This is a genomic window from Belnapia sp. F-4-1 (genome assembly GCF_000802185.1).
Taxonomy (GTDB): domain Bacteria; phylum Pseudomonadota; class Alphaproteobacteria; order Acetobacterales; family Acetobacteraceae; genus Belnapia.
This window is the reverse complement of the sequence record NZ_KN676113.1, coordinates 2,260,074-2,280,919: the sequence shown is the minus strand read 5'-3', so window position 1 is coordinate 2,280,919 and position 20,846 is coordinate 2,260,074. Positions and strand designations below refer to the sequence as shown.

Annotated in this window: 21 protein-coding genes; 13 read left to right on the top strand and 8 right to left on the bottom strand. The window is 67.7% G+C overall.

What is annotated here, in order from left to right:
* Nucleotides 1-32 precede the first annotated feature (32 nt).
* From LH62_RS11015 to LH62_RS11005, 3 genes are all read right to left on the bottom strand, one after another.
* Nucleotides 33-311: a hypothetical protein gene (locus tag LH62_RS11015; RefSeq protein WP_052214172.1), complete on the bottom strand. Its 279-nt coding sequence runs from the start codon at nucleotides 309-311 to the stop codon at nucleotides 33-35.
* Between the two features lie 273 nt (nucleotides 312-584).
* Nucleotides 585-1,187 (bottom strand): class I SAM-dependent methyltransferase, encoded by a 603-nt coding sequence (locus tag LH62_RS11010; RefSeq protein WP_201445467.1) that lies wholly within the window; start codon nucleotides 1,185-1,187, stop codon nucleotides 585-587.
* Between the two features lie 13 nt (nucleotides 1,188-1,200).
* Entirely contained in the window at nucleotides 1,201-1,833 is a 633-nt protein-coding gene (locus LH62_RS11005; protein WP_043361272.1) for a DedA family protein, read from the bottom strand.
* 407 nt (nucleotides 1,834-2,240) lie between these two features.
* Here LH62_RS11005 and LH62_RS11000 point away from each other — a divergent pair, with 407 nt between their 5' ends.
* The 3 genes from LH62_RS11000 (at nucleotide 2,241) to LH62_RS10990 (ending at nucleotide 5,406) form a co-directional block, all read left to right on the top strand.
* On the top strand, nucleotides 2,241-2,960 hold the full coding sequence (locus tag LH62_RS11000) for a response regulator (RefSeq protein WP_043361271.1): 720 nt from the start codon (nucleotides 2,241-2,243) through the stop codon (nucleotides 2,958-2,960).
* A gap of 14 nt (nucleotides 2,961-2,974) precedes the next feature.
* Nucleotides 2,975-4,321 (top strand): HAMP domain-containing sensor histidine kinase, encoded by a 1,347-nt coding sequence (locus tag LH62_RS10995; protein ID WP_052214170.1) that lies wholly within the window; start codon nucleotides 2,975-2,977, stop codon nucleotides 4,319-4,321.
* A 107-nt stretch (nucleotides 4,322-4,428) separates the two neighbouring features.
* Nucleotides 4,429-5,406, top strand: coding sequence for an SDR family oxidoreductase (locus LH62_RS10990; protein ID WP_043361268.1), 978 nt, complete (start codon nucleotides 4,429-4,431; stop codon nucleotides 5,404-5,406).
* A 230-nt stretch (nucleotides 5,407-5,636) separates the two neighbouring features.
* Here the strand turns inward: LH62_RS10990 and LH62_RS29205 are convergent, their stop codons facing one another.
* Nucleotides 5,637-6,056 (bottom strand): hypothetical protein, encoded by a 420-nt coding sequence (locus LH62_RS29205; protein ID WP_144404440.1) that lies wholly within the window; start codon nucleotides 6,054-6,056, stop codon nucleotides 5,637-5,639.
* 223 nt (nucleotides 6,057-6,279) lie between these two features.
* Between LH62_RS29205 and LH62_RS10985 the strand changes: the two genes are divergently transcribed.
* The 5 genes from LH62_RS10985 (at nucleotide 6,280) to spt (ending at nucleotide 12,086) form a co-directional block, all read left to right on the top strand.
* Nucleotides 6,280-7,044 carry an NTP transferase domain-containing protein gene (locus LH62_RS10985; protein ID WP_144404439.1) on the top strand — a complete coding sequence of 255 codons (765 nt, stop codon included), beginning with the start codon at nucleotides 6,280-6,282 and terminating at the stop codon, nucleotides 7,042-7,044.
* Nucleotides 7,045-8,817: a fatty acyl-AMP ligase gene (locus LH62_RS10980; RefSeq protein ID WP_043361267.1), complete on the top strand. Its 1,773-nt coding sequence runs from the start codon at nucleotides 7,045-7,047 to the stop codon at nucleotides 8,815-8,817.
* The gene (locus LH62_RS10975) at nucleotides 8,814-9,782 is read left to right on the top strand and encodes an NAD(P)-dependent oxidoreductase (protein ID WP_043361263.1); all 969 of its coding nucleotides are present in this window, start codon (nucleotides 8,814-8,816) and stop codon (nucleotides 9,780-9,782) included. Before LH62_RS10980 ends, LH62_RS10975 begins: the two co-directional genes overlap by 4 nt.
* A gap of 840 nt (nucleotides 9,783-10,622) precedes the next feature.
* On the top strand, nucleotides 10,623-10,874 hold the full coding sequence (locus LH62_RS10965; protein ID WP_052214159.1) for an acyl carrier protein: 252 nt from the start codon (nucleotides 10,623-10,625) through the stop codon (nucleotides 10,872-10,874).
* 3 nt (nucleotides 10,875-10,877) lie between these two features.
* Nucleotides 10,878-12,086: a serine palmitoyltransferase gene (gene spt, locus LH62_RS10960; protein WP_052214158.1), complete on the top strand. Its 1,209-nt coding sequence runs from the start codon at nucleotides 10,878-10,880 to the stop codon at nucleotides 12,084-12,086.
* 26 nt (nucleotides 12,087-12,112) lie between these two features.
* Here the strand turns inward: spt and LH62_RS10955 are convergent, their stop codons facing one another.
* The 3 genes from LH62_RS10955 to LH62_RS10945 are packed head-to-tail and all read right to left on the bottom strand — an operon-like array spanning nucleotide 12,113 to nucleotide 15,110.
* On the bottom strand, nucleotides 12,113-13,063 hold the full coding sequence (locus tag LH62_RS10955) for a hypothetical protein (RefSeq protein WP_043361259.1): 951 nt from the start codon (nucleotides 13,061-13,063) through the stop codon (nucleotides 12,113-12,115).
* The gene (locus LH62_RS10950; protein WP_043361256.1) at nucleotides 13,060-14,019 is read right to left on the bottom strand and encodes a diacylglycerol kinase family protein; all 960 of its coding nucleotides are present in this window, start codon (nucleotides 14,017-14,019) and stop codon (nucleotides 13,060-13,062) included. Before LH62_RS10950 ends, LH62_RS10955 begins: the two co-directional genes overlap by 4 nt.
* A complete protein-coding gene (locus LH62_RS10945) occupies nucleotides 14,016-15,110 on the bottom strand; it encodes a CDP-alcohol phosphatidyltransferase family protein (RefSeq protein WP_043361253.1) in 1,095 nt (364 codons plus the stop codon). Before LH62_RS10945 ends, LH62_RS10950 begins: the two co-directional genes overlap by 4 nt.
* Nucleotides 15,111-15,176: 66 nt before the next feature.
* Between LH62_RS10945 and LH62_RS10940 the strand changes: the two genes are divergently transcribed.
* Nucleotides 15,177-16,052: a metallophosphoesterase gene (locus LH62_RS10940; RefSeq protein WP_043361250.1), complete on the top strand. Its 876-nt coding sequence runs from the start codon at nucleotides 15,177-15,179 to the stop codon at nucleotides 16,050-16,052.
* A 26-nt stretch (nucleotides 16,053-16,078) separates the two neighbouring features.
* Here LH62_RS10940 and LH62_RS10935 read toward each other — a convergent pair whose 3' ends face one another.
* On the bottom strand, nucleotides 16,079-16,630 hold the full coding sequence (locus LH62_RS10935; RefSeq protein ID WP_052214155.1) for a DUF2141 domain-containing protein: 552 nt from the start codon (nucleotides 16,628-16,630) through the stop codon (nucleotides 16,079-16,081).
* 60 nt (nucleotides 16,631-16,690) lie between these two features.
* Between LH62_RS10935 and LH62_RS10930 the strand changes: the two genes are divergently transcribed.
* The 4 genes from LH62_RS10930 (at nucleotide 16,691) to LH62_RS10915 (ending at nucleotide 20,840) form a co-directional block, all read left to right on the top strand.
* Nucleotides 16,691-17,134, top strand: a complete 444-nt coding sequence (locus tag LH62_RS10930; protein WP_043361247.1) for an HIT family protein — start codon at nucleotides 16,691-16,693, stop codon at nucleotides 17,132-17,134.
* Nucleotides 17,135-17,214: 80 nt separating this feature from the next.
* Nucleotides 17,215-18,396 carry an LptF/LptG family permease gene (locus LH62_RS10925; RefSeq protein ID WP_052214153.1) on the top strand — a complete coding sequence of 394 codons (1,182 nt, stop codon included), beginning with the start codon at nucleotides 17,215-17,217 and terminating at the stop codon, nucleotides 18,394-18,396.
* Nucleotides 18,372-19,454 carry an LptF/LptG family permease gene (locus LH62_RS10920; protein ID WP_043361245.1) on the top strand — a complete coding sequence of 361 codons (1,083 nt, stop codon included), beginning with the start codon at nucleotides 18,372-18,374 and terminating at the stop codon, nucleotides 19,452-19,454. The genes LH62_RS10925 and LH62_RS10920 overlap by 25 nt, the downstream gene beginning before the upstream one ends.
* A gap of 240 nt (nucleotides 19,455-19,694) precedes the next feature.
* Nucleotides 19,695-20,840: a hypothetical protein gene (locus LH62_RS10915; protein ID WP_043361243.1), complete on the top strand. Its 1,146-nt coding sequence runs from the start codon at nucleotides 19,695-19,697 to the stop codon at nucleotides 20,838-20,840.
* Nucleotides 20,841-20,846 lie beyond the last annotated feature (6 nt).

Below are 20,846 nucleotides of genomic sequence, written 5' to 3'. Positions count from 1 at the left end.
GGAGCATCGTTGATGAGGACCAACGTCAAGGCTTATGTAGCGGTGCTGGACGGTTCACCCGCCGTTCTGTTCCAGTAGGCTAACAGCCCGTTCAGCCGATGCTCGGCAAAGCGGCGGCGCCACTCGCCCACCGTGTTCGCGTCCGCGTCGACCCCGGCGCAGATTGCCTTGTTCTCCGGCCCCGCCGCCGCTGCCAGCACGATCCGGGCCCGCCGTACCATTGCCCGGCCCGTCTTGTGAGCCCGCGCCAGCGACTCCAGCTCGCACCGCTCAGCCGCGCTCAACGCAATCGACACCGCAGGCTTGCCCACCGCCGCTTCCTGCGATCAGCTATGTGATCGTAGGAACTTCGCGGTCAGGACACTTGGCGGGGTGCCGGCGCGGCGCGGCATCTCCTCCCTGCCCCGCTCGCCACGCTCCTGGCCGCTGGGGCGGCGGCGCAGGGGGCCACCCGCCCGGCCATCCAGCCCAATCGCTGGCAGGAGGACTGGTCGGCTCTGCCGATTCTGCCTTGCGGACGGAACCTCTCGGCGGGCTGAAATACATTCAGCTCTCGCGCCTCGAGCCGCAGCGCTACTCCTATATCACCACACGAGACGTGACCGCCTGGGCTGGCGCTGGCGGATCCGGTAGACTGAGGCCGGCGGCACATTGGCAAGGGTGCCGCCGACGCGCATCGCCTTCAGGCCAAGACGATCCAGCAGCGTGCGCGGGATGGGGCAGGTCGGTCCGTAAGTGAACTGGTAGAAGGCGCCGCCCGGTCGCATCTTTGCAAAGGAGCCTTCCAGGATGCCCATCACCTTGCGGATCGGCGTCGAAAGGACGGGTAGGCCGCTGACGACAGCGCCGGCCGGACGGCCGCCGAAAAGTTGCACCGCATGGAGGCGGGAAGCGTCCATCCAGATGGTGTGAGCGCGGGGATAGCGGAGCTGCAGCGACGACGCGAACTCCGAGCCGAACTCGATGAGGGCGAGGTCATCCTCCCGGACGCCACGCCGGATGAGTGCACGGGTGAAGGAGCCGGTCCCCGGACCGAGCTCGATAACGGGGCCGGTGTCAGCGGAAATTTCGGCCGTAATGGCCTGAGCCAGAGCCCGACCGGAGGGCACAATGGCGGCGACACGCAAGGGATCGCCAAGCCAGGCGCGGAAGAAATCGTAGGTGTCACTGATGGTGGCAAAGCTCATGATGCTTGGTCTTTCAGGAATGGATGGAGGTTTGGCCCGGTGCCGTGTTGCGTAGGCGCCGCCAAGCGAGGACTGCGAGCGCCTCAACGGCGATCAGGCCTGTCAGGAGCTTGAGAGCGAGGGTGGAGGCGTTGACCTCGGGCGTGGCTTGGGCAGCCAGGAAGCCGAGTCCGATGAAGAGAGTGTTCCAGACAGCGATCCCCGCGGCGCTGGCGAGGAGGAAGATCCGCGGCTTGGTCCGCAGCAGCCCGGCAACAGCGGGTGTCAGCAGCCGAGCCGTCGGCACGAGTTGCAAGCCGAAAGCGATCGGCGCCTGGTGCTGGCGGCAGGCGTCCACCCAACGGGCAAAGCGGTTGGGCGGAAAGCCGAGGAGACGGGCGGACCCGTGGAGGAACCGGTGCGAGCGGGCCTCGCCGAGCGTGGTGACCAGAGCGTAGCAGGCCAGGCAGGCGGCCGTGCTGCCGGACGTGACCGCGAGGATGGCGAGCGGTGCCGGCCAAAGGCTATCCGAGGCGCCGATCCCGATCGCGACGAGCAGCCCGTAGGATGGCAGCACCGGGACGACCCGCTCCATCGCGCCAATTGCAAACAGACCCGCGATGCCGACCGGCGCGGCCCATTCGATGAAGCTTCCGAGTGGATCCATGATCAGGCCGGCCGGAAGCAGTTAGAGGGACAGCCGCCGTCATGACGCGGGACCTTCGCTCCGGTCGCCCGAGCGCCATGCTTACCGGCGGTTGCCTGACAATCGCTGGAGGGAAGACGGGCGAGGCGTGCGGCGCACCACTCCGGCCAGAGCGCGGGCATGTCGCCCCGGATGTGAGGTCCCGGAGCAAGCGGGGTGGACAAGCTAGGTTCGTAAGACCGGATTGGATCAGCGTATGGGGAAGCGTGCGACACGGCAGGGCTCCGGATTTGTTGGAGCGACCCTAGGAGCGTCATGCATCCCGATGATGAGCGTTCTTTTGCCGAGCCGATACCTTGTGTCCAAGCGGAAACAAACGGCTCGAATTACAGTCATAATCCCGCGGGCTCGAGGTGATAGGGAGGGCCATGACGCCGATGCCGCATATCCTGATTGTGGATGACGACGAGGACATCCTGACGCTCCTCACCCAGTTCCTTCAGAACCATGGCTGCAGGGTTTCGGTCGCGCGGGACGGAACGGAGATGTTCACCATTCTGGAGGAGCGAGCCGTGGATGTGGTCGTCCTTGACGTGATGCTGCCGGATGAGAGCGGTTTCGACCTTTGCCGCCGGCTGCGCACGAGCTCTTCCGTGCCGGTGATCATGCTCACGGCGGTAAGCGACCATATGGAACGGGTCATCGGCCTGGAGATCGGAGCTGACGACTACATCACAAAGCCCTTCAATGCCCGCGAGCTTCTGGCCCGGACCAAGGCCGTGCTTCGTCGCGGTGACGGCAGTGCCGTTTCCAGACCCAAGGAGACGCGGCCCATGCTGTCCTTCGGGCGATGGCGTCTCGATATCGCCCGGCGGGAGCTGCGATCGGAAGACAACACCCTCGTGCCGTTATCGAGCGGCGAGTTCGATCTCCTCCTTGCCTTCGCCGAACACCCGCAGCGCGTGCTGACGCGGGACATGCTGATGGACCTCGCGCGTGGCGAGAGCCATGCAGCCTTCGACCGCAGCATCGACGTGCAGGTCAGCCGCCTCCGGCGGAAGCTCGAAGATTCACCCAGGAGCCCGGAGTTGATCCGAACTGTCCGCAACGGCGGCTACATCCTGACGGCTGCGGTGTCCCGGTCATGAGCCCGCGACGCTGGATGCACGACACCATTGCGAACCGGTTCGGCCTCACCATTCTGCTGGCCATTCTTGCAACGCTTTTGATGAACGGGATCTTCGTCGGCGTGTCAGGAGTGTGGGGCCGGCCGTCCTTCGAAAAGAGCGGAATGCTCGATGCAGCGGCAGCGACGGTGCGGATCATCGAGGCACAGCCGCCGGAGATCCGGGAGACCCTTGCAGCCTCGGCGGGTACGCCCGCCTATGATGTCGCCTGGTACGCGGCCTCCCCGGTGGAACCGAGCGAGCGCCTTCAAACGACCTACAAGACTGGCAGCGCAGCTTTCAGAAGGGTACTCGACGATCCGGCCAGGACCGTCCTCTTCTTCCGCGACGACATGCCAGAGGTGAAATCATCACCTCGCGTAGACGAGCTCCTGCGCGATGGGAGCCGGTATTTCATGAGCGTGCGGCTGAGTGACGGCACTTGGCTGACCTTTGCCGCCGCTGAACGAAGTTGGGGCATTTCCATGCCCTACCGCTGGATTCTGATCGGACTCTTCGCCGTGCTGTCGTGCATCGTTCTCGCGACAACTGCAGCCTGCACCATGGCATCGCCAGTCGAGAGGCTCGCGGCGGGCGTGCGGCGGTTCGGTGCGGACCCGCGGGCGCCGGCCATTCCCTTGCAAGGTCCGAAGGAACTGCGCGAGACGATCAGCGCCTTCAACGCCATGCAGGCGCAGATCCGCCGCTTCGTCGAGGACCGCACCACAATGCTGGCTGCCATATCGCACGACCTGCGCACGCCGCTGACCCGGATGCGGCTTCGGGCCGAGCTGATGGGAGATTCCCTGCAGCAGCGGAAGTTGTTCCAGGACGTGGACGAGATGCAGAGCATGGTGGAGTCCGCGCTGGCCTTCTTCCGCGACGACGCAGGACACGAGCATGCGACAAGCTTCGATCTGGCGGAGCTGCTGAAAACCATCGCGGACGACTACGGCGACCAGGGCGTCGAGATTGCTTATGTCGGACCGGATCACGCGAGATGGACCGGGCGTCCTCACGCGCTGCGCCGAGTCTTCGTGAACCTGGTGGAAAATGCCATCAGGCACGCTACGTGTCCGAGCGTTGCTCTTCGCATGACAGAGCAGGGTGCAGAGGTGACAGTCTGCGATCGTGGACCCGGCATCGATGATGACAAGCTGGAGCAGGTTTTCCTGCCCTTCCGTCGCCTCAGCAAGGCCCGTCAGCCAAGCACCGGAGGCATGGGGCTGGGCCTCACCTCGGCACGCAGCATCGTACGCGCCCATGGTGGGGACCTCACGCTGCAGAACCATGCCGACGGCGGGTTGCAGGCTCTGGTCGTGCTTCCTCCAGCAGCGGCATGAACCGGCCTTCCGGGACCACCAGCGAGCGCCGCACGCGTAGCGGTTTGCCCGGTCCTTGAGCCACCCGCGCGCCCCCCTCAACAGGCAAGAATGAGGAAAGATGGACGATGCTCAGAAAGTGGACCAGCCGAGATATTCCGTCTCAGCACAGCCGCACGGCTGTTGTGACCGGCACCGGCGGTCTCGGTTTCGAAACTGCGTTGGCGTTCGCACGCGCTGGGGGCGACGTGATCATCGCCGGGCGTAACCCTGCCCGGGGTGCCGAGGCCGTGGAACGAATCAAGGAGAGTGTGCCAAGCGCCACGGTGGCCTTTGAGGCCCTTGATCTGGGAGACCTCGCCTCGGTCGTCGCCTGCGGCGATCGGCTCAATGCCGGACGGAGGAGTATCGACGTCCTGATCAACAATGCGGGCGTGATGACGCCGCCGCGCCGTGAGGCTACGGCTGATGGCTTCGAGCTGCAGATGGGCACCAACTACCTCGGCCACTTTGCTCTGACAGCCTATCTTCTGCCGCTACTTGGACGCGGCAAGGACCCGCGGGTCGTGACGCTCTCCAGCATCGCTGCCCGCTCAGGTGCCATCGATTTCGATGACCTGCAGTCCGAGCGCGGCTACAGACCCATGCGAGCCTACAGTCAGTCCAAGCTCGCCTGCCTGATGTTCGCCTTCGAACTCCAGCGCCGCAGCGACGCCGCTGGCTGGGGCGTCACAAGCATCGCCACGCATCCCGGCATCTCGCGAACCGCCCTTCTGCACAACGCACCGGGCCGGTTCAGCGTCCAGGGCCTGGCGCGCTCGCTGCTGTGGTTCCTGTTTCAGCCGGCTGCGCAAGGGGCGCTAACCACGTTGTTTGCGGCAACGTCGCCCAACGCGCAGAAGGCCGGTTACTATGGCCCGGATAGGATGAGCGAGACACGCGGCTATCCAGCGGACGCGAAGCCTCCGCCGCGGTCGCTGGATTTGAAAGCCGCAAGCCGGCTCTGGGAGGAGTCCAGCACGCTGACAGGCGTGAACTTCGGCCAATGCGGAATTCCGCCAACCGCCACGCGCCTGTTCTCGACGGGAGCCAATGGCGGGATCTGACGCTGGAACCCGCGTTTTAGTCTCGCATACACAACAGGTTGCTTCGTGGCGCGCACTTTCAACGAACAGGCTGCACGGTTCGATGGTGCAGGCACGCTGAGGACGACCTTGTTCCGGGGTTACGCAATGCCCACGTATTCTGGATACCCCATGTTAAGTATGAACTTCAGCAGGTCCCAGTGATCACCACCTCGCCTGCCTGCCGCTTTATGGTTCGGAAGCGTAGGCCATCACCGACGCTCCGCTTCAATAGTGCAATGCCTAATTCCACCAGAGCGTGCCAATCGTACCCCCGACGCCCGCTGCCAGCCAATGCGGCCGCGCTTGGCGATGAACCGCTGATGGCGGTCTCTCGGTATCGGGCCGGTCTCTGCGGCTGCGCACGGCACCGTGCTTGCGCGCGACGGCACGACTACAGCCCCCTTGAGATGGCGCGCCGCGGCTTCGGCGTAGACGTTCTTCCGATCGTAGGCGCCATCTTCAATGAAAGACGCCACGGGACTAACGACCGGGTTGAGCAGAGGGCCGTCGTCGGGGTCCTTACCGGTGCGCAACTCAACCGTCCTGGCTGCGGCCGCCTCCAGCGTGCACCACAGGGTCAAGCTGCCATGGGCGCGTAGGCTCGCATTGTCCTCGGTCCAGTTCGTCACGCGGCTTCGCTGCTTCGGGATGTGGCGGCGCCGAGCGACGTTTGCCTGGAACGGTGTCCCGGGTGCCTTCGCAGGGTGGATGGGAGGCGCTTCGACCTCACTCCACTCGACGCCAACCAGCGGGCGACAGTCGTAACAAGGTCTCGGAAGCAAGCAGTGCCTTGCGACAATTCTTCAACAAGGCATTGTCAGTCGTTAATTAACCAGATGAGAGGATAGAGATTTGAAGGCCATTATCTTATGTGCCGGCCAAGGTCGACGCTTGCTCCCGCTGACAGAACGGGTTCCGAAATGCCTTCTTCCGGTCGCCGGACGTTCCATCCTGGAGTGGCAGATCCGTGGGCTAGCTGCCGTTGGCATCAAGGACATCACGCTTGTCACGGGATTTGAGGCCGAGGCTGTAGAGCATTTGGTTCACAGCATCACCCCGGCTCACACCACGGTCCGCACGGTCTTCAACCCTTTCTTCGGTGTGGCTGAGAATATCGGCAGCTGCTTTCTCGTTCGTGATCTGCTGCAGACCGCTGAAACCGTTCTGCTGAACGGTGACACGCTGTTCGAGACCTCGGTGCTACGGCATTTGCTCGCAGCACCGGAGCATCCAATCACAGTCACAATCGACCGCAAGCCCACCTACGATGCCGACGATATGAAGGTCTCACTGGATGGAACGCGGCTGACGGCTATCGGTAAGACGCTGCCGGTTGGCAGCATCCATGGCGAATCAATCGGCATGCTGAAGTTTCGCCAGGATGGAGGAGAAATGTTCGCGGCTGGGCTTGAAGCGGCGCTGCGGCAGCCGGACGGGCTCGGCCGTTGGTACCTGTCGGTCATCCACGCCTTGGCACAGACTGGCGTCGTGCAGGCGAGATCGATCGAAGGTCATGCCTGGGGCGAGATCGACTATGCAGAGGATCTTGCTTCCGCCGAACTGCTAGTGCGTGCCTGGAGCGACCCCGCGGTTGCCGCCATCGCGGGGGGAAATTGAATGAGTCTCTCGCTGCTTCCGACCTTGAACGTCTGCCCTCAGCGGCTCGGCAACTTTGCGACCTTGCCAGAGGCTCTGGATTACGCCGCAGGGGGCATCACCGGGTTTAATTTCCACGACGGCCGTGGCGTGGTCACGCAGGTTCTGCCCTATCGGCTGCTGCGCCAGAACGCTCTCGCTATAGCGCGCCGCCTGTTGCACGCTGGACTTCGGCGCGGCGATCGGGTTGCGATCGTTGCCGAAACCCATCCTGATGTGATTACGGCGTTCTTCGGCTGCCAATACGCAGGCTTGGTCCCAGCGCTGGTGCCGTTGCCCGCGGCATTCGGTGGCCGCGAGGTTTATGTCGAGCACATCCGTCGCTTGGTCCTTGCCTGCCATGCATCGGCTCTCTTCGTACCGGAAACCATGAGGGACTGGCTGGCGCCCCTCGCGCAAGAGGCCGGGCTGAAGGCCTTCGGCAGCATCGCCGCGCTGCCGGACGGTCCTGACGACGGCCGGGTCTTGAGGTCCATACAGGCAGACGAGACTGCCTATCTGCAATTCTCCTCCGGCAGCACCCGTTTCCCCGCAGGCATCGCGGTCACTCAGCGGGCGCTGATGGCCAATATCGGGGCGATTCTGCGGCATGGCCTGCGCGTGGTGCCGGAAGACCGCGCGGTCTCCTGGCTGCCGCTCTATCACGACATGGGGCTGGTGGGCTTCATGCTGGCGCCGCTTGCCGGCCAGGTAACGGTCGATTTCCTTTCCTCCCATGAATTCGCGCGACGGCCGCATGTCTGGCTGCGCTTGTTGTCCGCCAATCGCGGCACGCTCTCCTACAGCCCAAGCTTCGGCTACGAACTTTGCGTCCGCCGGGCGCGGCTCGGCATGGCGAAGGGCCCGCCGCTTGACCTCTCCGCCTGGCGCGTCGCTGGTATCGGTGGCGACATGATCCGCGCCCCCGTGCTCGCCCGCTTTGCGGAAAGCTTCGCCGCCGAAGGCTTCCGCGCGAAGGCCTTCGTGCCGAGCTATGGCATGGCGGAGGCGACATTGGCGGTCAGCTTCGCACCGCTCGAGACCGGTGTCGCCACCGATACCGTGGATCTCGACCAGCTCGAGCGCGAGGGCATCGCCAAGCCGGCCACAACCGGCAGCCAGCGCACGCGCGCCTTCGCCCTATGTGGGCTGCCAGTGCCGGGGACGGAGGTGGAGATACGGCAGGCCGGCGGCTTCCCCTGGCCCGAGCGATCGCTGCCTGAGCGCGAGGTGGGGCGGATACTGGTCCGCGGGCCAGGACTGATGAGTGACTATGATCGGCAGCCGGAGGAAAGCGCAGCCGCCCTCACATCCGATGGTTGGCTTGACACGGGCGACCTCGGCTATCTCCTGAACGGCCAGCTGGTAATTACCGGGCGCGCCAAGGATCTGATCATCGTGAACGGCCGAAATGTCTGGCCGCAGGACCTGGAATGGTCGGTCGAGCAAGCCGTGGCCTCTGTCCGCACCGGCGACGCCGCTGCATTCGCCGTTGAAGAAGACGGAATGGAGCAGGTCGTGATGCTGATCGAAGCACGTGGCTTGTCCGACACCGACGCGCGCGCGAAGCTGGTGGCCGATGCCGCAGGCACGCTACGCGCGCGGCATGGGCTGGAGGCTCGCATCGTTCTGGCCCCTCCCGGCAGCCTGCCGCACACCTCCTCAGGCAAGCTCAGTCGCGTGGCGGCGCGCGCACGCTATCTGGCAGGTGCTTTCACCACGCCCGCACCCGTCCTGGAGCCGGCTGCTCAATGACGGAAGCTCCGCTGGTTGCGGTCACCGGCGCGACCGGATTCCTGGGGCGCCATGTGCTCGACACACTGACGGACAAAGGCTGGCGGCTACGCGTCCTGGTCCGGGGCGGTGCCGCGCCACTTCCGCCGGCCCGATCCGTGGAGTTGGTGCGCGGCGACCTTGCGGATGGGGAAGCGCTGCAGCGTCTGGTTCGGGGGGCGACGGCGGTCGTGCATCTTGCCGGCCTCACCAAAGCCAGGCGGCGGGCGGATTTCCTTGAGGTGAACCGCGATGGCAGCGCCCGGCTGGCCGCCGCAACCTCCGCGTCCGCACCTGGGGCGCGCCTGGTACTGATCTCCTCCCTTGCGGCGCGAGAGCCGCATCTGTCGGCCTATGCCGAAAGCAAGCAGGCCGGCGAGGCGGCGGCGATTGCCGCCCTTGGCGAGAAGGCCAGCTGGGTGGTGCTGCGGCCCGGTGTCATCTACGGACCCGGCGACCGCGAAGGCCTTGCGCTCCGTCGACTGGTCTCTGCCCCGATCATACCGGTACCCCGCGCTCCGGAGCCGCACATCAGCTTCGTCCATGCGCAGGACGTCGCCACGGCCATCGCCGGCGTTTGCCTTGCCGGGCCTTCGAGGGCGGTCTTCGAGGTCGCGGACGAGCATGTAGGCGGATACGGCTGGCGCGAGATCCTGTGCCGGCTCTGCGCAATGCTGCAGCGTGAGCCACGTTTCGTGCCGGTGCCCGATGCGATGTTGCTGGCGAGCGGAGCAGCGGCCGATGCCTGGTCGTCGATAACCGGGCGACCCAGCCTGTTCGGGCGCGACAAGGCGCGCGAACTCCTGCACCGGAACTGGGGGTCGAGTGCCGAGCGGCAGTTGCCCAGCCTGGTTTGGGCGCCCCGCATTTCGCTGCAGGCGGGTCTACGCGATATGCTGGGCTGGTGGGCGAGCCTCGGCCTGGTCAAGGCCGCGGCTCCCGCATGAAAGCCGGTGCCAGCTGTTCAGGCGCTACCGGCGAGTTGCCTCATACCGAAACCCGCAGGTCCCACGCGTCCTCCCCAGCACCATCAGGTCCGGCACGTCCGATGCGGTCAGGTGGTCGCCCTGGATCCGCCCGACGGCGGAGCGGGCCGCTCCAACCGAGCGCAGTGCCATCTCTCCATCCGGAGAAACCGTGCCGGCAAGCATCGGCTTCGAGGCCGCCAGGCCTCGGTGCCGTGACGAGCGCATCTCGACCAAGCCGCCCTCGACCCGGAACCAGACCTTTTGCGACCTGCCGGAACAGGTGGAATCCGCGCCGCCCGGCACCCGCTGCCCCTCATACCAGATTACGGAAGGCGCAGACGTGGCGGAAGCAGCCTCGCCGCCCCCTGCCCGGTCCGGCATCCTTTGGTGGGATACCAGCCCCGCCTCTGCGCAACTGGCCAGGAAGCCCAGAACCACCAGGCCGAGCCTGCTGAGCGAGGGCAGCCGCACCAGCTTCCGCCCGCCGCAAACGAGGTCTGGAGTAACATTCGATCGTGCCTGTTGACACGGACGCAACGGGCGCATCGCTTTTCGCAATCCTTGTTTTTGCAAATCTCGCCATGCCGGATGCAGGGAGCACTCATCATCACCGGCTTCCATATGTGTCCGGTCGCGCCGTAACGGGAGGCGAAAGACAGGTACGGGCCTGCCGCGTGGCATTGTTGCCATACCGGTCGTCCCGCCCTGCGCTGGCCGCAAGTCCCTCATGTCCTCCTCCAGAAGACGTTGGGGTTACACCTCAATGACCCATCTAATACATTCGATCGGGAAACCGAGGTGTGCCAGGGAGACCGAGGTATGTCGGATGAGCAACTAGTGCTGCGCGAGATCACGGGCGCGTTGGAGGAGCTGGGCAAGCGGACGGTACCCATAACCTTGGAGACAAGTCTCCTGCATGACTTGAGCCTCGATTCAGTCACTGCCCTCGACTTCATCATGCAGCTTGAGACGCGACTGGACACCATTATCCCGATGGATGGTATGGCGGAGATCGAGACCATCGGCGATCTTGTCGGCGTGCTGACCCGTAGCACCAGCAAGGCCGCCTGACCGATGCTGGCCAGATTCCGCGCCCTGCGCTCCGACCTTGCGACGGTCACCGCCGCTGGGCGGGATCCCTTCGGCGTCGCCTTCGATGCCATCTTGTCGGCGACGGAGGCAATCCTCGACGGGAAGCGCGTCCTGCTGCTGGGCACCAATAACTATCTCGGCCTGACCTTCGATCAGGACTGCATCGACAGCGCGGTCGCGGCGACCATGGCGCAGGGCACCGGCACCACCGGCTCGCGCATCGCCAACGGCACCTATGGCGGCCACGCGGCGCTGGAGCAGCGGCTGGCACGCTTTCTCGGCCGACGGCATGCAATGGTCTTCACCACCGGCTACCAGGCCAATCTCGGCACGCTTTCCGCGCTGGCCGGGCGCGGCGACCACCTGCTGCTGGATGCCGACAGCCATGCGAGCATCTATGATGGCGCGAAGCTCGGCAATGCGCAGGTCACCAGGTTCCGTCACAATGACCCGGACGACCTTCGGCGCCGCCTGCGCCTGCTCGCCGACCAGCCGGGCGAGAAGCTGATCGTCCTCGAAGGTATCTACAGCATGCTCGGCGACACCGCGCCGCTGCGCGAGATGGTCGAGGTGAAGCGCGAGGCCGGTGCGTGGCTGCTGGTGGATGAGGCGCATTCCCTTGGCGTGCTCGGCGCCCATGGCCGCGGCCTCGCCGAGGCGGAAGGCGTGGAGGCAGACATCGATTTCGTCGTCGGCACCTTCAGCAAGAGCCTGGGCGCGATCGGCGGCTTCTGCGCCTTCGACCTCGACGATTTCGGCGCGCTGCGGGTTGCGGCCCGGGCCTACATGTTCACCGCCTCCCTGCCGCCTTCGATCGTCGCCTCGGTATCCCAGGCCATTGAGGCGATGGAAGCCCAGCCGCAGCTGCGCAATATCCTGCGGCGGAACGGCCAGCGTCTGCACGCAGGGCTGGCCGCCGCCGGCTTCGCGCTTGGCGCCATGCCGAGCCCGATCGTGTCCCTGCCGATGCCGGATCGGGAGACGGCGATCCGCTTCTGGAACCAGCTGCTGGACGCGGGCGTCTATACGAACCTGGCGCTCGGGCCGGCAACCCCGGGTGGCAAGCCGCTGTTGCGCATGAGCGTCAGCGCCGCCCTGACCCCGGACCAGATCGACACCGCCATCGCCGCATTCACCCAGACCGGGCAGCGGCTGGGGCTGATCGCTGCTGGGATGGCGGCGGCGGAGTAGCTAGGCGGGAGGCTGTCCGGCATCTGTCAGCGCACCGCCCCGTCCCGCCGTAGCCGCCACAGCAGGATCGGCGCCGCCAGCACGGGATGGCGGCGCTGCCAGCCGGTCAGCTCGATCGTAACCCCTGCATGGCGGGCAATCTTGCTCGTCAAGTAGTCCGGGCCGCCGTCGAAGGTGAATGCGGCCTTGACCAGGCGCATCACGTTCAGCGTCTTGCCGCAAGCACGCCGAACCGCCCAGGAAAATGCGAAATCTCCGACTTGGCCGGGCCGCAGCCGTCCTTCGGCATCCGCGGCGGTGGCCAGGCCGAGCCGCGTCAGGGCCAGGATCAGGGCCGGGCCGTACCAGCCGGGTGAGGCAGCCAGCAGCCGCTCCGATCGGTTGCCGCGCTCGACGCGGAGTTCGGCGCCGTAGGTACGAGCCAGGAGGCCGCGCCAATACTCCACCGGCGTCGCGGCCGGTGGACCGAGCCGCACCGCCCAGAGCCCGGCTGTCGTCAGGGCCTGCGCCACGGCCTGTTCCACCCTGTGCCGCGCAGCGGCATCGCGCGCATGGATCAGGGTTGATGGCTGGCAGAAGCGGGCCCAGATCGTCGTGTCCAGTGATGCCGGCCGCAGCCGCCGCTCGAACTGGCGAAGCGTCAACACCGCCACCTTGGCACGGATCGGGCCGGCGAGGCCGTCGCTGCGCCAATGCAGGACCGTCGGCGGCAGCAGGGCATTGAACAGCGCCGGCAGCCAACGACGATGGAATGCCCGGTGGCCGCTGGTCAGCACGTAAAGGTCGAGCAGCCCGGTCGGATCGTCGTCGAGCCGGCAGGCGCCGTAGAACAGCACCGCCTCCACCCCGACGCGATGCCGGGCCAGGATATCCTCGGCAAGCTGCCGGGCGGCCAGCATGGCGGCACCCGGTTCGGCAGGTGCCGCAAGTTCGGCGGCGACCAGCGCCTCGAGCCTGGCGGGGCCTGCGGGCGTCACGGCGTCACGAAGGCGACCCGGCCCGGGGCGGAGAGCACCAGCCCCTCCGGTCCTGGCTCGAACACCTCCCCATCCAGCACGAAGGGCACGCCGAGCCGGATGGCGAGCCGGCTCGCATTGCCGCTGCGATAGCCGGCCGCCGGCATCCAGGACCGCGGTCGCCCCTGGACGCTGGCCCAGAGTGCTGCCGCAAGCCGCTGCGGCGGCGCCGCGACATCGAGCCACCTCACTGGCCCCGGGCCTTCTCCCCAGAAGGGCCATAGCCCCAGCATCAGCTGGTCGAGCGGCGTCGCCAGAACCAGGAAGCGATGCCCTTCCCGCGGCAACAGATCATCCGGCGCCAGTTCCATGGGGGCGCCGGTCCGCAGCGAAGCGTCGCGCCCCCACACACTCCGCAATGCCACGCCGGCCAGGGCCAAGAGCACCGTCAGCCGGTCATGAATATCGCGCCGGTGCAACGCCCGGTCCGCCAGCAGCTTCGCCTCGGTGAAGGCGCCGGCACCGAACAGCAGGCCGTTCAATGGCGGGGCGTCGTGCAGCCCAGGCCGGGCGACCTCCAGCACCGGCAGCAGCCGGCGGCGCAGCGTGCCGCGCCCGGCCGCCTGCAGCAGCCGCGCCAGCGCCGCCTCCCCCGGGCCGGCGCTGCCCAGCACCTGGGCGGCCAAGTTGGTCTTCCCCGTCGCCAGCAGGGCGACGTCGGGCGGATGGTCGCCGAAAGCAGCCGGCAGCGCGGTGAGGACCTCACGCAACGTGCCGTCCCCGCCCTGCACGGCCAGCAGGTCCACCCCCTGCGCCGCGAAGCCGGCCAGGGCGGTGCGGAGTTCCGCCGGGGTGGTGGGCGCAGCCCGCGGCAGCCCAGTTGCCTGGGCACCGAGCCCGCCCCGCCCCTTGCGCAGCATCCGGCTCAGCGGATTGCTGATGATGCCGATGCGCCGGGCGCTGCCGGCCCCGCTCATTGCTCGAGCCAGGAGCGCAGCGGCGCCCGGCGTCGTGCCAAGCCCGCCTGCACCGTCACCACCACCTGCTCGATGCAGCCGAAGACGGTCCAGGCGGCCACCGCCAGCATGCCGATGTCCGGCCGCCCGATCAGCGTGCCCAGGGTGAGCAGCACCAGGTTCGGGTTGCGACGCGCGATCACCAGCCGGAAGAGGCTGTCGAAACGCCGCCAGACATGGATCTCCATGCCGAACAGGGCGAGGAACAGCCCCTCCTGCAGCCGCTGGAGCACGTAGCCACCGAAGACAATCACCGCCACCGTGACGGGTTGCGCGAGCGGCATGCCCGCCGCCTGCAACCCCAGAATCCAGGCCAGCCACCAGAAGGGTGGATGGATCAGGTCGATCGCATGGTCGAAGACATTGCCGAAGGGCGTCGAGGTCAGCGTCACCCGCGCCAGCTTGCCGTCCACGGTGTCGAGAAAGGTCATCACCCAGGCCGCCAGCAACCCGGCCAGGAAGGCCCCTTCGGCGAAGAGCCAGAGCGCGAGGAAGACCAGCACGAGGCTGACCAGCGTCACTTGGTTCGGGGTGATGCCCAGCGCGGCGCAGGCGCGCACCACGTGGAAGGCCGGGCGGGGCCAGACATGCTTGGTGATGGCATCGGTAACGCCCTTGTAGGAGCCGCCGAACATCTCCCATTCCACGGCCCTGCGGGTCTCGAGGCCGAGGCGCAGCAGGTAGGGATTGCCCCGCTTGCGCAGCGCACGGTTGTAGCTGTCCGTCAGCGCGGCAGGCGCCACGGGACGCAACCCGGCAAAGGCAGCATCCCCGGGCGCGCGTCCGGCCTCCAGCGCCTCGGCGACCGGGCCCGCGGCGGTCCCCGCCGGCAGATGCGCAGCGACCGGGCGGCCATCCTCCGGCCGGCAGAGCAGCACGCCAGGGCTGCGTGCCAGGCCAACGACCAGGGCGGCATCGTAGACATGATCGGCCCGCAGCAGGAGAAGCCCGCCATGCGTCGGCGTCCCGTCCCAGGCGGCGATGTCGCCGACTCCCGCCCGGGCCAGCGCGCGGCCGAGCAGGGCGGAGCCGGGCATGCTCCAGACCGGCACGGGCGATTCGCCCAGCAGCCGGGCCGCTGGCGTCGATGCGCCAGCCGGGCGAGACTTGGGCGATCCATGTCCTTCACCCTTGCGCACCTGTCCGATCTTCACCTGCCTGTTCCCCCTGGGGCCTTGCATCCGCTTGGGCAACTCGCGGGCAAGCGTTTGCTGGCCTATCTCGCCCTTCGGCGCAAGCGCCGGCGGCGCCTGCCCGCCGATGCCCTGCTGGCCGATATCGCAGCCGCCGAACCGGACCACCTGGTGGTCACGGGCGATTTGACCAACCTTGCCCTGCCCGGCGAATTCGCCTCGTCACGAGCCTGGCTGGAGCGGCTGGGCCCGCCTGATCGAGTGACAATCATTCCGGGCAATCATGATGCGACCGTTGCCGTGCCATGGGAGTCCGGGATCGGGAGCTGGCAGCCATGGATGGCGGATGACATGGCTGAACCAAACGCGGCGCCCTTCCCGTTCCTGCATCGGCGCGGGCCCATGGCCCTGATCGGGCTCTCCTCGGCAGTTCCGACCATGCCCGGCTCGGCCGAGGGACGACTGGGCACGGCACAGCTCGCCCGGCTTCCGGCGCTGCTCGACGCGACCGGGCGTGAGAGGCTGTTCCGGGCGGTGCTGGTGCATCATCCGCCCGTGCCCGGGCCGGGCGGATGGCGCAAGGCGCTGCGCGACCGTGCCGCCTTGTGCGTCCTCCTGGCCCGCCATGGCGCGGAGCTGGTGCTGCATGGGCATCATCATGTTCCGTTGCAGGCCACGCTGCCCGGAGCGGTGCGTCCCGTCCCTGTCCTCGGCGCACCGCAGGCGCTGGCGGCGGGACAGCACTGGCCCGGATGGCTGCTGCACCGAATCACGCGCACCGGAAACGGGTGGCGACGCCAGACGACCCTGCGCCTGCAGGACCCGGCGACCGCCGAGTTCCGCAGCCTGGCAATGGATTGAACCCCCGCCCGCCGACTTGTCGAGCTTCAGTAACGCAGCCGGATCGTCATCTGCAATCCGCCTGCCGGCACCGCGAAGCGCACAGCCTCAAAGCTTGGCACGCCGGCCAGTGTCGGAGCGTCGTTGGAGAAGCCATAGCCCTCGGCGGGCATCCCGATCAGCGTGCGGTTGAAGTCGTGGTCGTTGTTCTCGTCATGATAGACGGCGATGGCATAAACGCCGGCTTCGGAAAGGACGAAGCAGGCCTCTGCCGCCGGGCCTTGCAGCAGGATGCGCTGGCGCGCCAAGCGACCGCCGCGCGCCAGGAAATCCTCTGGCCGCGGGCCATAGACCGTGATGGTGATGTTGCCCGCCACCTTGCGTGCCCCGGTGACCGTGACCCGCAGCTGCGGCCCGGCCGGCGCCTCCGCTGCGGCACAGGCGGTCGCGCGGGCCCCGGCCGCGAGCGCGGCACCTCCGGGCAGGGCCGCGGCCAGCAGCCAGGCGGCCAGCCATGCGCCCGTCGCCGAACGGTCGGGCCGCCTCCGGAACTGGCGACCCCGCAGACGGGCACCTATAGTCCAGCCGGGACGGTTCAAGGCTGCGTCGCAGCCAGGGACCGCACGGCCTTCCCTTGAACCGCTCGTGCGAGATTTCGGATGCCAGCTGCCACGCTTGCCAAGTTCGGTTATCCCGCAACGTTGATCGGCGAGACCGAGCATTGGCTCGTGTTGCTGCGGCCGCAGCAGGTCACGCTCGGCTCGCTGGTGCTGGTCTGTCGCCAACCGGTCACCCGCTTCGGCGATGCCAGCCCTGCAGCCTTTGCCGGAATGCACGACGCCATCCATCGTATCGAGACTATCCTGCGTGAATTTGTTCGGTACGAGAAGATCAACTATCTCATGTTGATGATGGTCGACCCGGACGTCCATTTCCACGTCATCCCGCGCTACGCCGGCGAGCGCGTGCATCTCGGTCGCAGCTTTCCCGATGCCGGCTGGCCGGGACCGCCGGCGCTCGGCCAGGCTGTGGAACCAGAGGCTGCAGTGCGAGACGACATGCTGGCTCGCCTCCGCTCCGGCTGGGAGGCGGCCGGGGCGTGACTGAGGGGCGCACCACCGCATTCGGGTGGCGGCCGTCAAGGGCAGGCATCGGACGAGGGCCACCGTCGAGGAGCGGGGTGGTGGACCGCTACATGCTGCGCCAGCTGGCCAGGCCGCTGGCCGCCACCCTGCTGCTGGTGCTGCCGGCGCTGCTGATGGAGCGGCTGCTGCGGTTGTTCGACTTCCTGGCCGGTACCGGCGGATCGGCCTCCTCGGTCATCCGCCTGTTGCTCTACCTGGTGCCGCATTATCTCGGCCTGGCCTTTCCGGCAGCCCTGTTCCTGGCGGTCTATGTGGTCCTCGCGCGGTTGAGCCAGGACCACGAGTTCGACGGGCTGCAGGCCGCGGGCTTCTCGCTGACCCGCCTCAGCCGGCCCTTCCTCGCGGTCGGGCTGGGCTGCGGCCTGCTCGCCCTCGGGCTCTACGGCTATGTCCAGCCCCTCAGCCGCTACGCCTATCGCGCAGCCTTCCATGCCCTGACCAATGCGGGCTGGAACGCCACCCTGGTGCCCGGGGAATTCCTGCAGATCGGTCGTCGGCTGACGGTCCATGTCGACCGGCGGGACCCGGAGGACGGGACGCTGCACGGCATTTTCCTGCAGCAGCGGGACGAGGATGGGCGCGAAGTGCTGACCACTGCCGCGACCGGCCGGCTGACGCTCAGCGACGACGGGACAGAGCTGCTGCTCGAAATGAACGAAGGCCAGCAGATCACGCTCCTGCCCGACGGCCAGGCGTCGACGCTGCGCTTCGCCGGGTCGGACCTGTCACGGCCTTTCACGCAGCGCCTGCCTCTCTTCCGCCTGCGCGGCACCGATGAGCGGGAGATGACCATCGCGGAGCTTTGGGCTGGGCGGCAGTCTCCGGACCCGCCGCTGAGCCGCACGCGGCTCGATGGTGAGCTGCACGGAAGGCTGGTGCGCTCGGCTTCGATGCTCGTCCTGCCGCTGCTGGCAATGCCCTTGGGCCTGGCGGCGAAGCGGTCGCGGCGCTCGGTCGGCATCCTGGTCGGGACGGTGATCCTGATGGTCTACCAGCAGGTGCTGCAACTCATCGAATCGCTCGGCGATGTCGGCCGGATCGACCCGCGCCTGGGGCTTTGGGCCGCTCTTCTCCTCCTCGCCAGCTTCGCCATCCTGGTGTTCCGTCACAGCGATCGCCATCCGGAGGAAGGTGCCTTCGACGGCATGATCGCCTGGCTCGACCGGGCGGTGGCGACCATCGCCGGCCGGCTGCGATGGCGCCGGGGACCGGCCTTATGATCCTGCCGCGCTACCTGAGCAGGATCTTCCTGGGCTTGACGGCCGCGGTGCTTCTGGGGCTGGTTGCGCTGCTGCAACTGCTGGACCTGCTCGACAAGGCGAGCGAGCTGCTCCAGCGCGGCGGCCTGACGGATGTCGGCCGCTATGCCTTGCTGCGCCTGCCGACCATGCTTGGGCAGCTCGTCTCGCTGGCGGTGCTGGTCGGGGCGATCCTGACCTTCCGGCGCCTGGCCGGAACGCTGGAGATCACGGCATTGCGGACCCTGGGGCTCGGCGCCTGGCGCATCTTGGGGGCCGTGTTGCCGGCTTGCGTGCTGGCGGTTGCGCTGCAGGCGGCGCTGCTGCTCGCCATCGCGCCGCGGACCGAGCGAACACTGGCCGATTGGTGGGACGGCAGGGGCGCGGCGGAGGGCCAGCCCATGGCGCTGGCGCAGCGGCTTTGGCTGCGCAACGGCACCGAGATCGTGTCGGTGGAGTCGGCTTCTCTGGACGGCCGGTCGCTCGCGGGCATCCTGCTCGTCCGCCGCGATGCGGAAGGGCAGGCGCTCGAGCGCATCGATGCGCGCCGCGCGATCCATGGGCCGGAGGGCTGGCGGCTGCTGCAACTGCGCCTGGTCCGGCCGGGCGAAAGCCGGCCGCAGGTCCTGGCGGAGCTGGCCTGGGCTGAGGGGCCCTCGCCGGAGGCGATACGCGATCTCGCGCGCCCGACCGCGGCGCAACCGCTCGACCGGCTGCTGGCGGGGCAAAGGGGCGAGGGCGCCGTGACGCGCGGGCCTGCCTTCTATGCGACACGACTGCAGGCCGTCGCGGCAACCATGATTGCACCCTTCGTCATGGTGCTGCTTGCCGCGCCCTCGGCCTTCGGCCTGCCGCGGCAGGCGGACGGCTACCGGCGTGGCGGAATTGGACTGGCCCTCGGGCTCGGCTATCTCGTCGTCAATGGCCTGCTCAACGCGATGGGCGAGGCCGGCGGGCTCGAGCCCCATCTGGCCGCCTGGACCGCGCCGCTGGCCTTTGCCCTCGTAGGCCTGCTGCGGCTGTGGCACGAGGAGGTCTGATCGGCGTGGCGATGGAGGGGGAGGGACGATGCATGGTCGCTGGTGAGGCGGGCGGTGCCCCGGTTTCGGGCGGATGAGGTTGCGGAAGCCGCTGCGCGCCCGTGCCACGCATCGGGGCCATGGCGAGGCCGTGGGGTTTTCCTGGGTCGCGTCCCTGAGCACCGGTGCCCCTTACGATCCTTCGCGCGGGTCGGGCGATGCGCCGTGGCATCGGAAAGATCGAGCCTTCTTGGGACTGGCATGAGCGGTTCCACCGTCGAGGTCGTCCCGGTTTCCGGCCGCGCGGATCTGGAGCGCTTCATCCGCCTGCCGCATGCGCTGTCGCGCACCGATCCCGCCTGGGTGCCGCCCCTGCTCATGGAGCGCCGGGCGGCGCTGTCGGCGAAGCACAATCCCTGGTTCCGCCATGGCGAGGCCGCCTTCTGGATCGCCCGGCGCGACGGCCGGGATCTCGGGCGCATCAGCGCGCAGGATGACCGGCTGGTGCGCGATCCCGACGGCACCCGTCCCGCGCATTTCGGCCTGCTGGCGGCGGCGGATGACCACGAGGTCTTCGCGGCGCTGCTGGCCACGGCGGAGAGCTGGGGCAAATCACGTGGGCTCAACCGCCTGCGGGGACCCTTCAGCCTGTCCATCAACGACCAGACCGGCCTGCTGGTCTCGGGCTTCGAGACGCCGCCGATGCTGATGATGCCGCACGACCCGCCCTATGCCGGGCCGCGGCTGGAGGCGCTCGGCTATCGCAAGGCCCGCGACATGTTGGCCTATCTTTCCGACCTTTCGCTGCCGATGCCGGACGCGGCGGCCCGGATCGTGGCACGGCCGCTGCCGGATGGCGTCGTGCTGCGGCCGTTGCGCCGGCGTGCCCTGCGGGAGGAGATCGCCACGATGCTGGGCATCTTCAACGATGCTTGGTCCGGCAACTGGGGCTTCGTGCCCTTCACCGCCGAGGAAGTGGCGCACCTGGCCGCGGAGTTGCGTCCGCTGCTGAACGAGCGGCTGGTCTGGTTCGCCGAGCTGGCCGGCAGGCCGGTCGCCTTCGCCGTCTGCCTGCCCAACCTGAACGAGGCGATCCGCGACCTGTCCGGTCGGCTGCTGCCCTTCGGCTGGGCGCGCCTGCTCTGGCGGCTGAAGGTGGCAGGCGTGGCGACGGCCCGGGTGCCGCTTATGGGTGTCAGGCGCGATATCGGCGCGGGGCTTCTCGGCCGCGTGCTGCCGCTCTTCCTGGTGGAGGCGCTGCGGCGGGAGGCGCTGGCCTTGGGTATCCGCCAGATCGAGATGTCCTGGGTGCTGGAGGACAACCTGCCGATGCGGCATCTGGCGGAGACGCTCGGCGCCAAGTCCTACAAGACGTACCGCGTCTATGAGAAAGACCTGGCGAAGTGAATCCAC

Bases quoted from the DNA above. Each gene is read 5' to 3' on its own strand.
- LH62_RS11010 (WP_201445467.1), bottom strand. From the start codon at position 1,187: ATGAGCTTTGCCACCATCAGTGACACCTACGATTTCTTCCGCGCCTGG.
- LH62_RS11005 (WP_043361272.1), bottom strand. From the start codon at position 1,833: ATGGATCCACTCGGAAGCTTCATCGAATGGGCCGCGCCGGTCGGCATC.
- LH62_RS11000 (WP_043361271.1), top strand. From the start codon at position 2,241: ATGACGCCGATGCCGCATATCCTGATTGTGGATGACGACGAGGACATC.
- LH62_RS10995 (WP_052214170.1), top strand. From the start codon at position 2,975: ATGCACGACACCATTGCGAACCGGTTCGGCCTCACCATTCTGCTGGCC.
- LH62_RS10990 (WP_043361268.1), top strand. From the start codon at position 4,429: ATGCTCAGAAAGTGGACCAGCCGAGATATTCCGTCTCAGCACAGCCGC.
- LH62_RS10980 (WP_043361267.1), top strand. From the start codon at position 7,045: ATGAGTCTCTCGCTGCTTCCGACCTTGAACGTCTGCCCTCAGCGGCTC.
- LH62_RS10975 (WP_043361263.1), top strand. From the start codon at position 8,814: ATGACGGAAGCTCCGCTGGTTGCGGTCACCGGCGCGACCGGATTCCTG.
- LH62_RS10965 (WP_052214159.1), top strand. From the start codon at position 10,623: ATGTCGGATGAGCAACTAGTGCTGCGCGAGATCACGGGCGCGTTGGAG.
- spt (WP_052214158.1), top strand. From the start codon at position 10,878: ATGCTGGCCAGATTCCGCGCCCTGCGCTCCGACCTTGCGACGGTCACC.
- LH62_RS10950 (WP_043361256.1), bottom strand. From the start codon at position 14,019: ATGAGCGGGGCCGGCAGCGCCCGGCGCATCGGCATCATCAGCAATCCG.
- LH62_RS10940 (WP_043361250.1), top strand. From the start codon at position 15,177: ATGTCCTTCACCCTTGCGCACCTGTCCGATCTTCACCTGCCTGTTCCC.
- LH62_RS10930 (WP_043361247.1), top strand. From the start codon at position 16,691: ATGCCAGCTGCCACGCTTGCCAAGTTCGGTTATCCCGCAACGTTGATC.
- LH62_RS10920 (WP_043361245.1), top strand. From the start codon at position 18,372: ATGGCGCCGGGGACCGGCCTTATGATCCTGCCGCGCTACCTGAGCAGG.
- LH62_RS10915 (WP_043361243.1), top strand. From the start codon at position 19,695: ATGAGCGGTTCCACCGTCGAGGTCGTCCCGGTTTCCGGCCGCGCGGAT.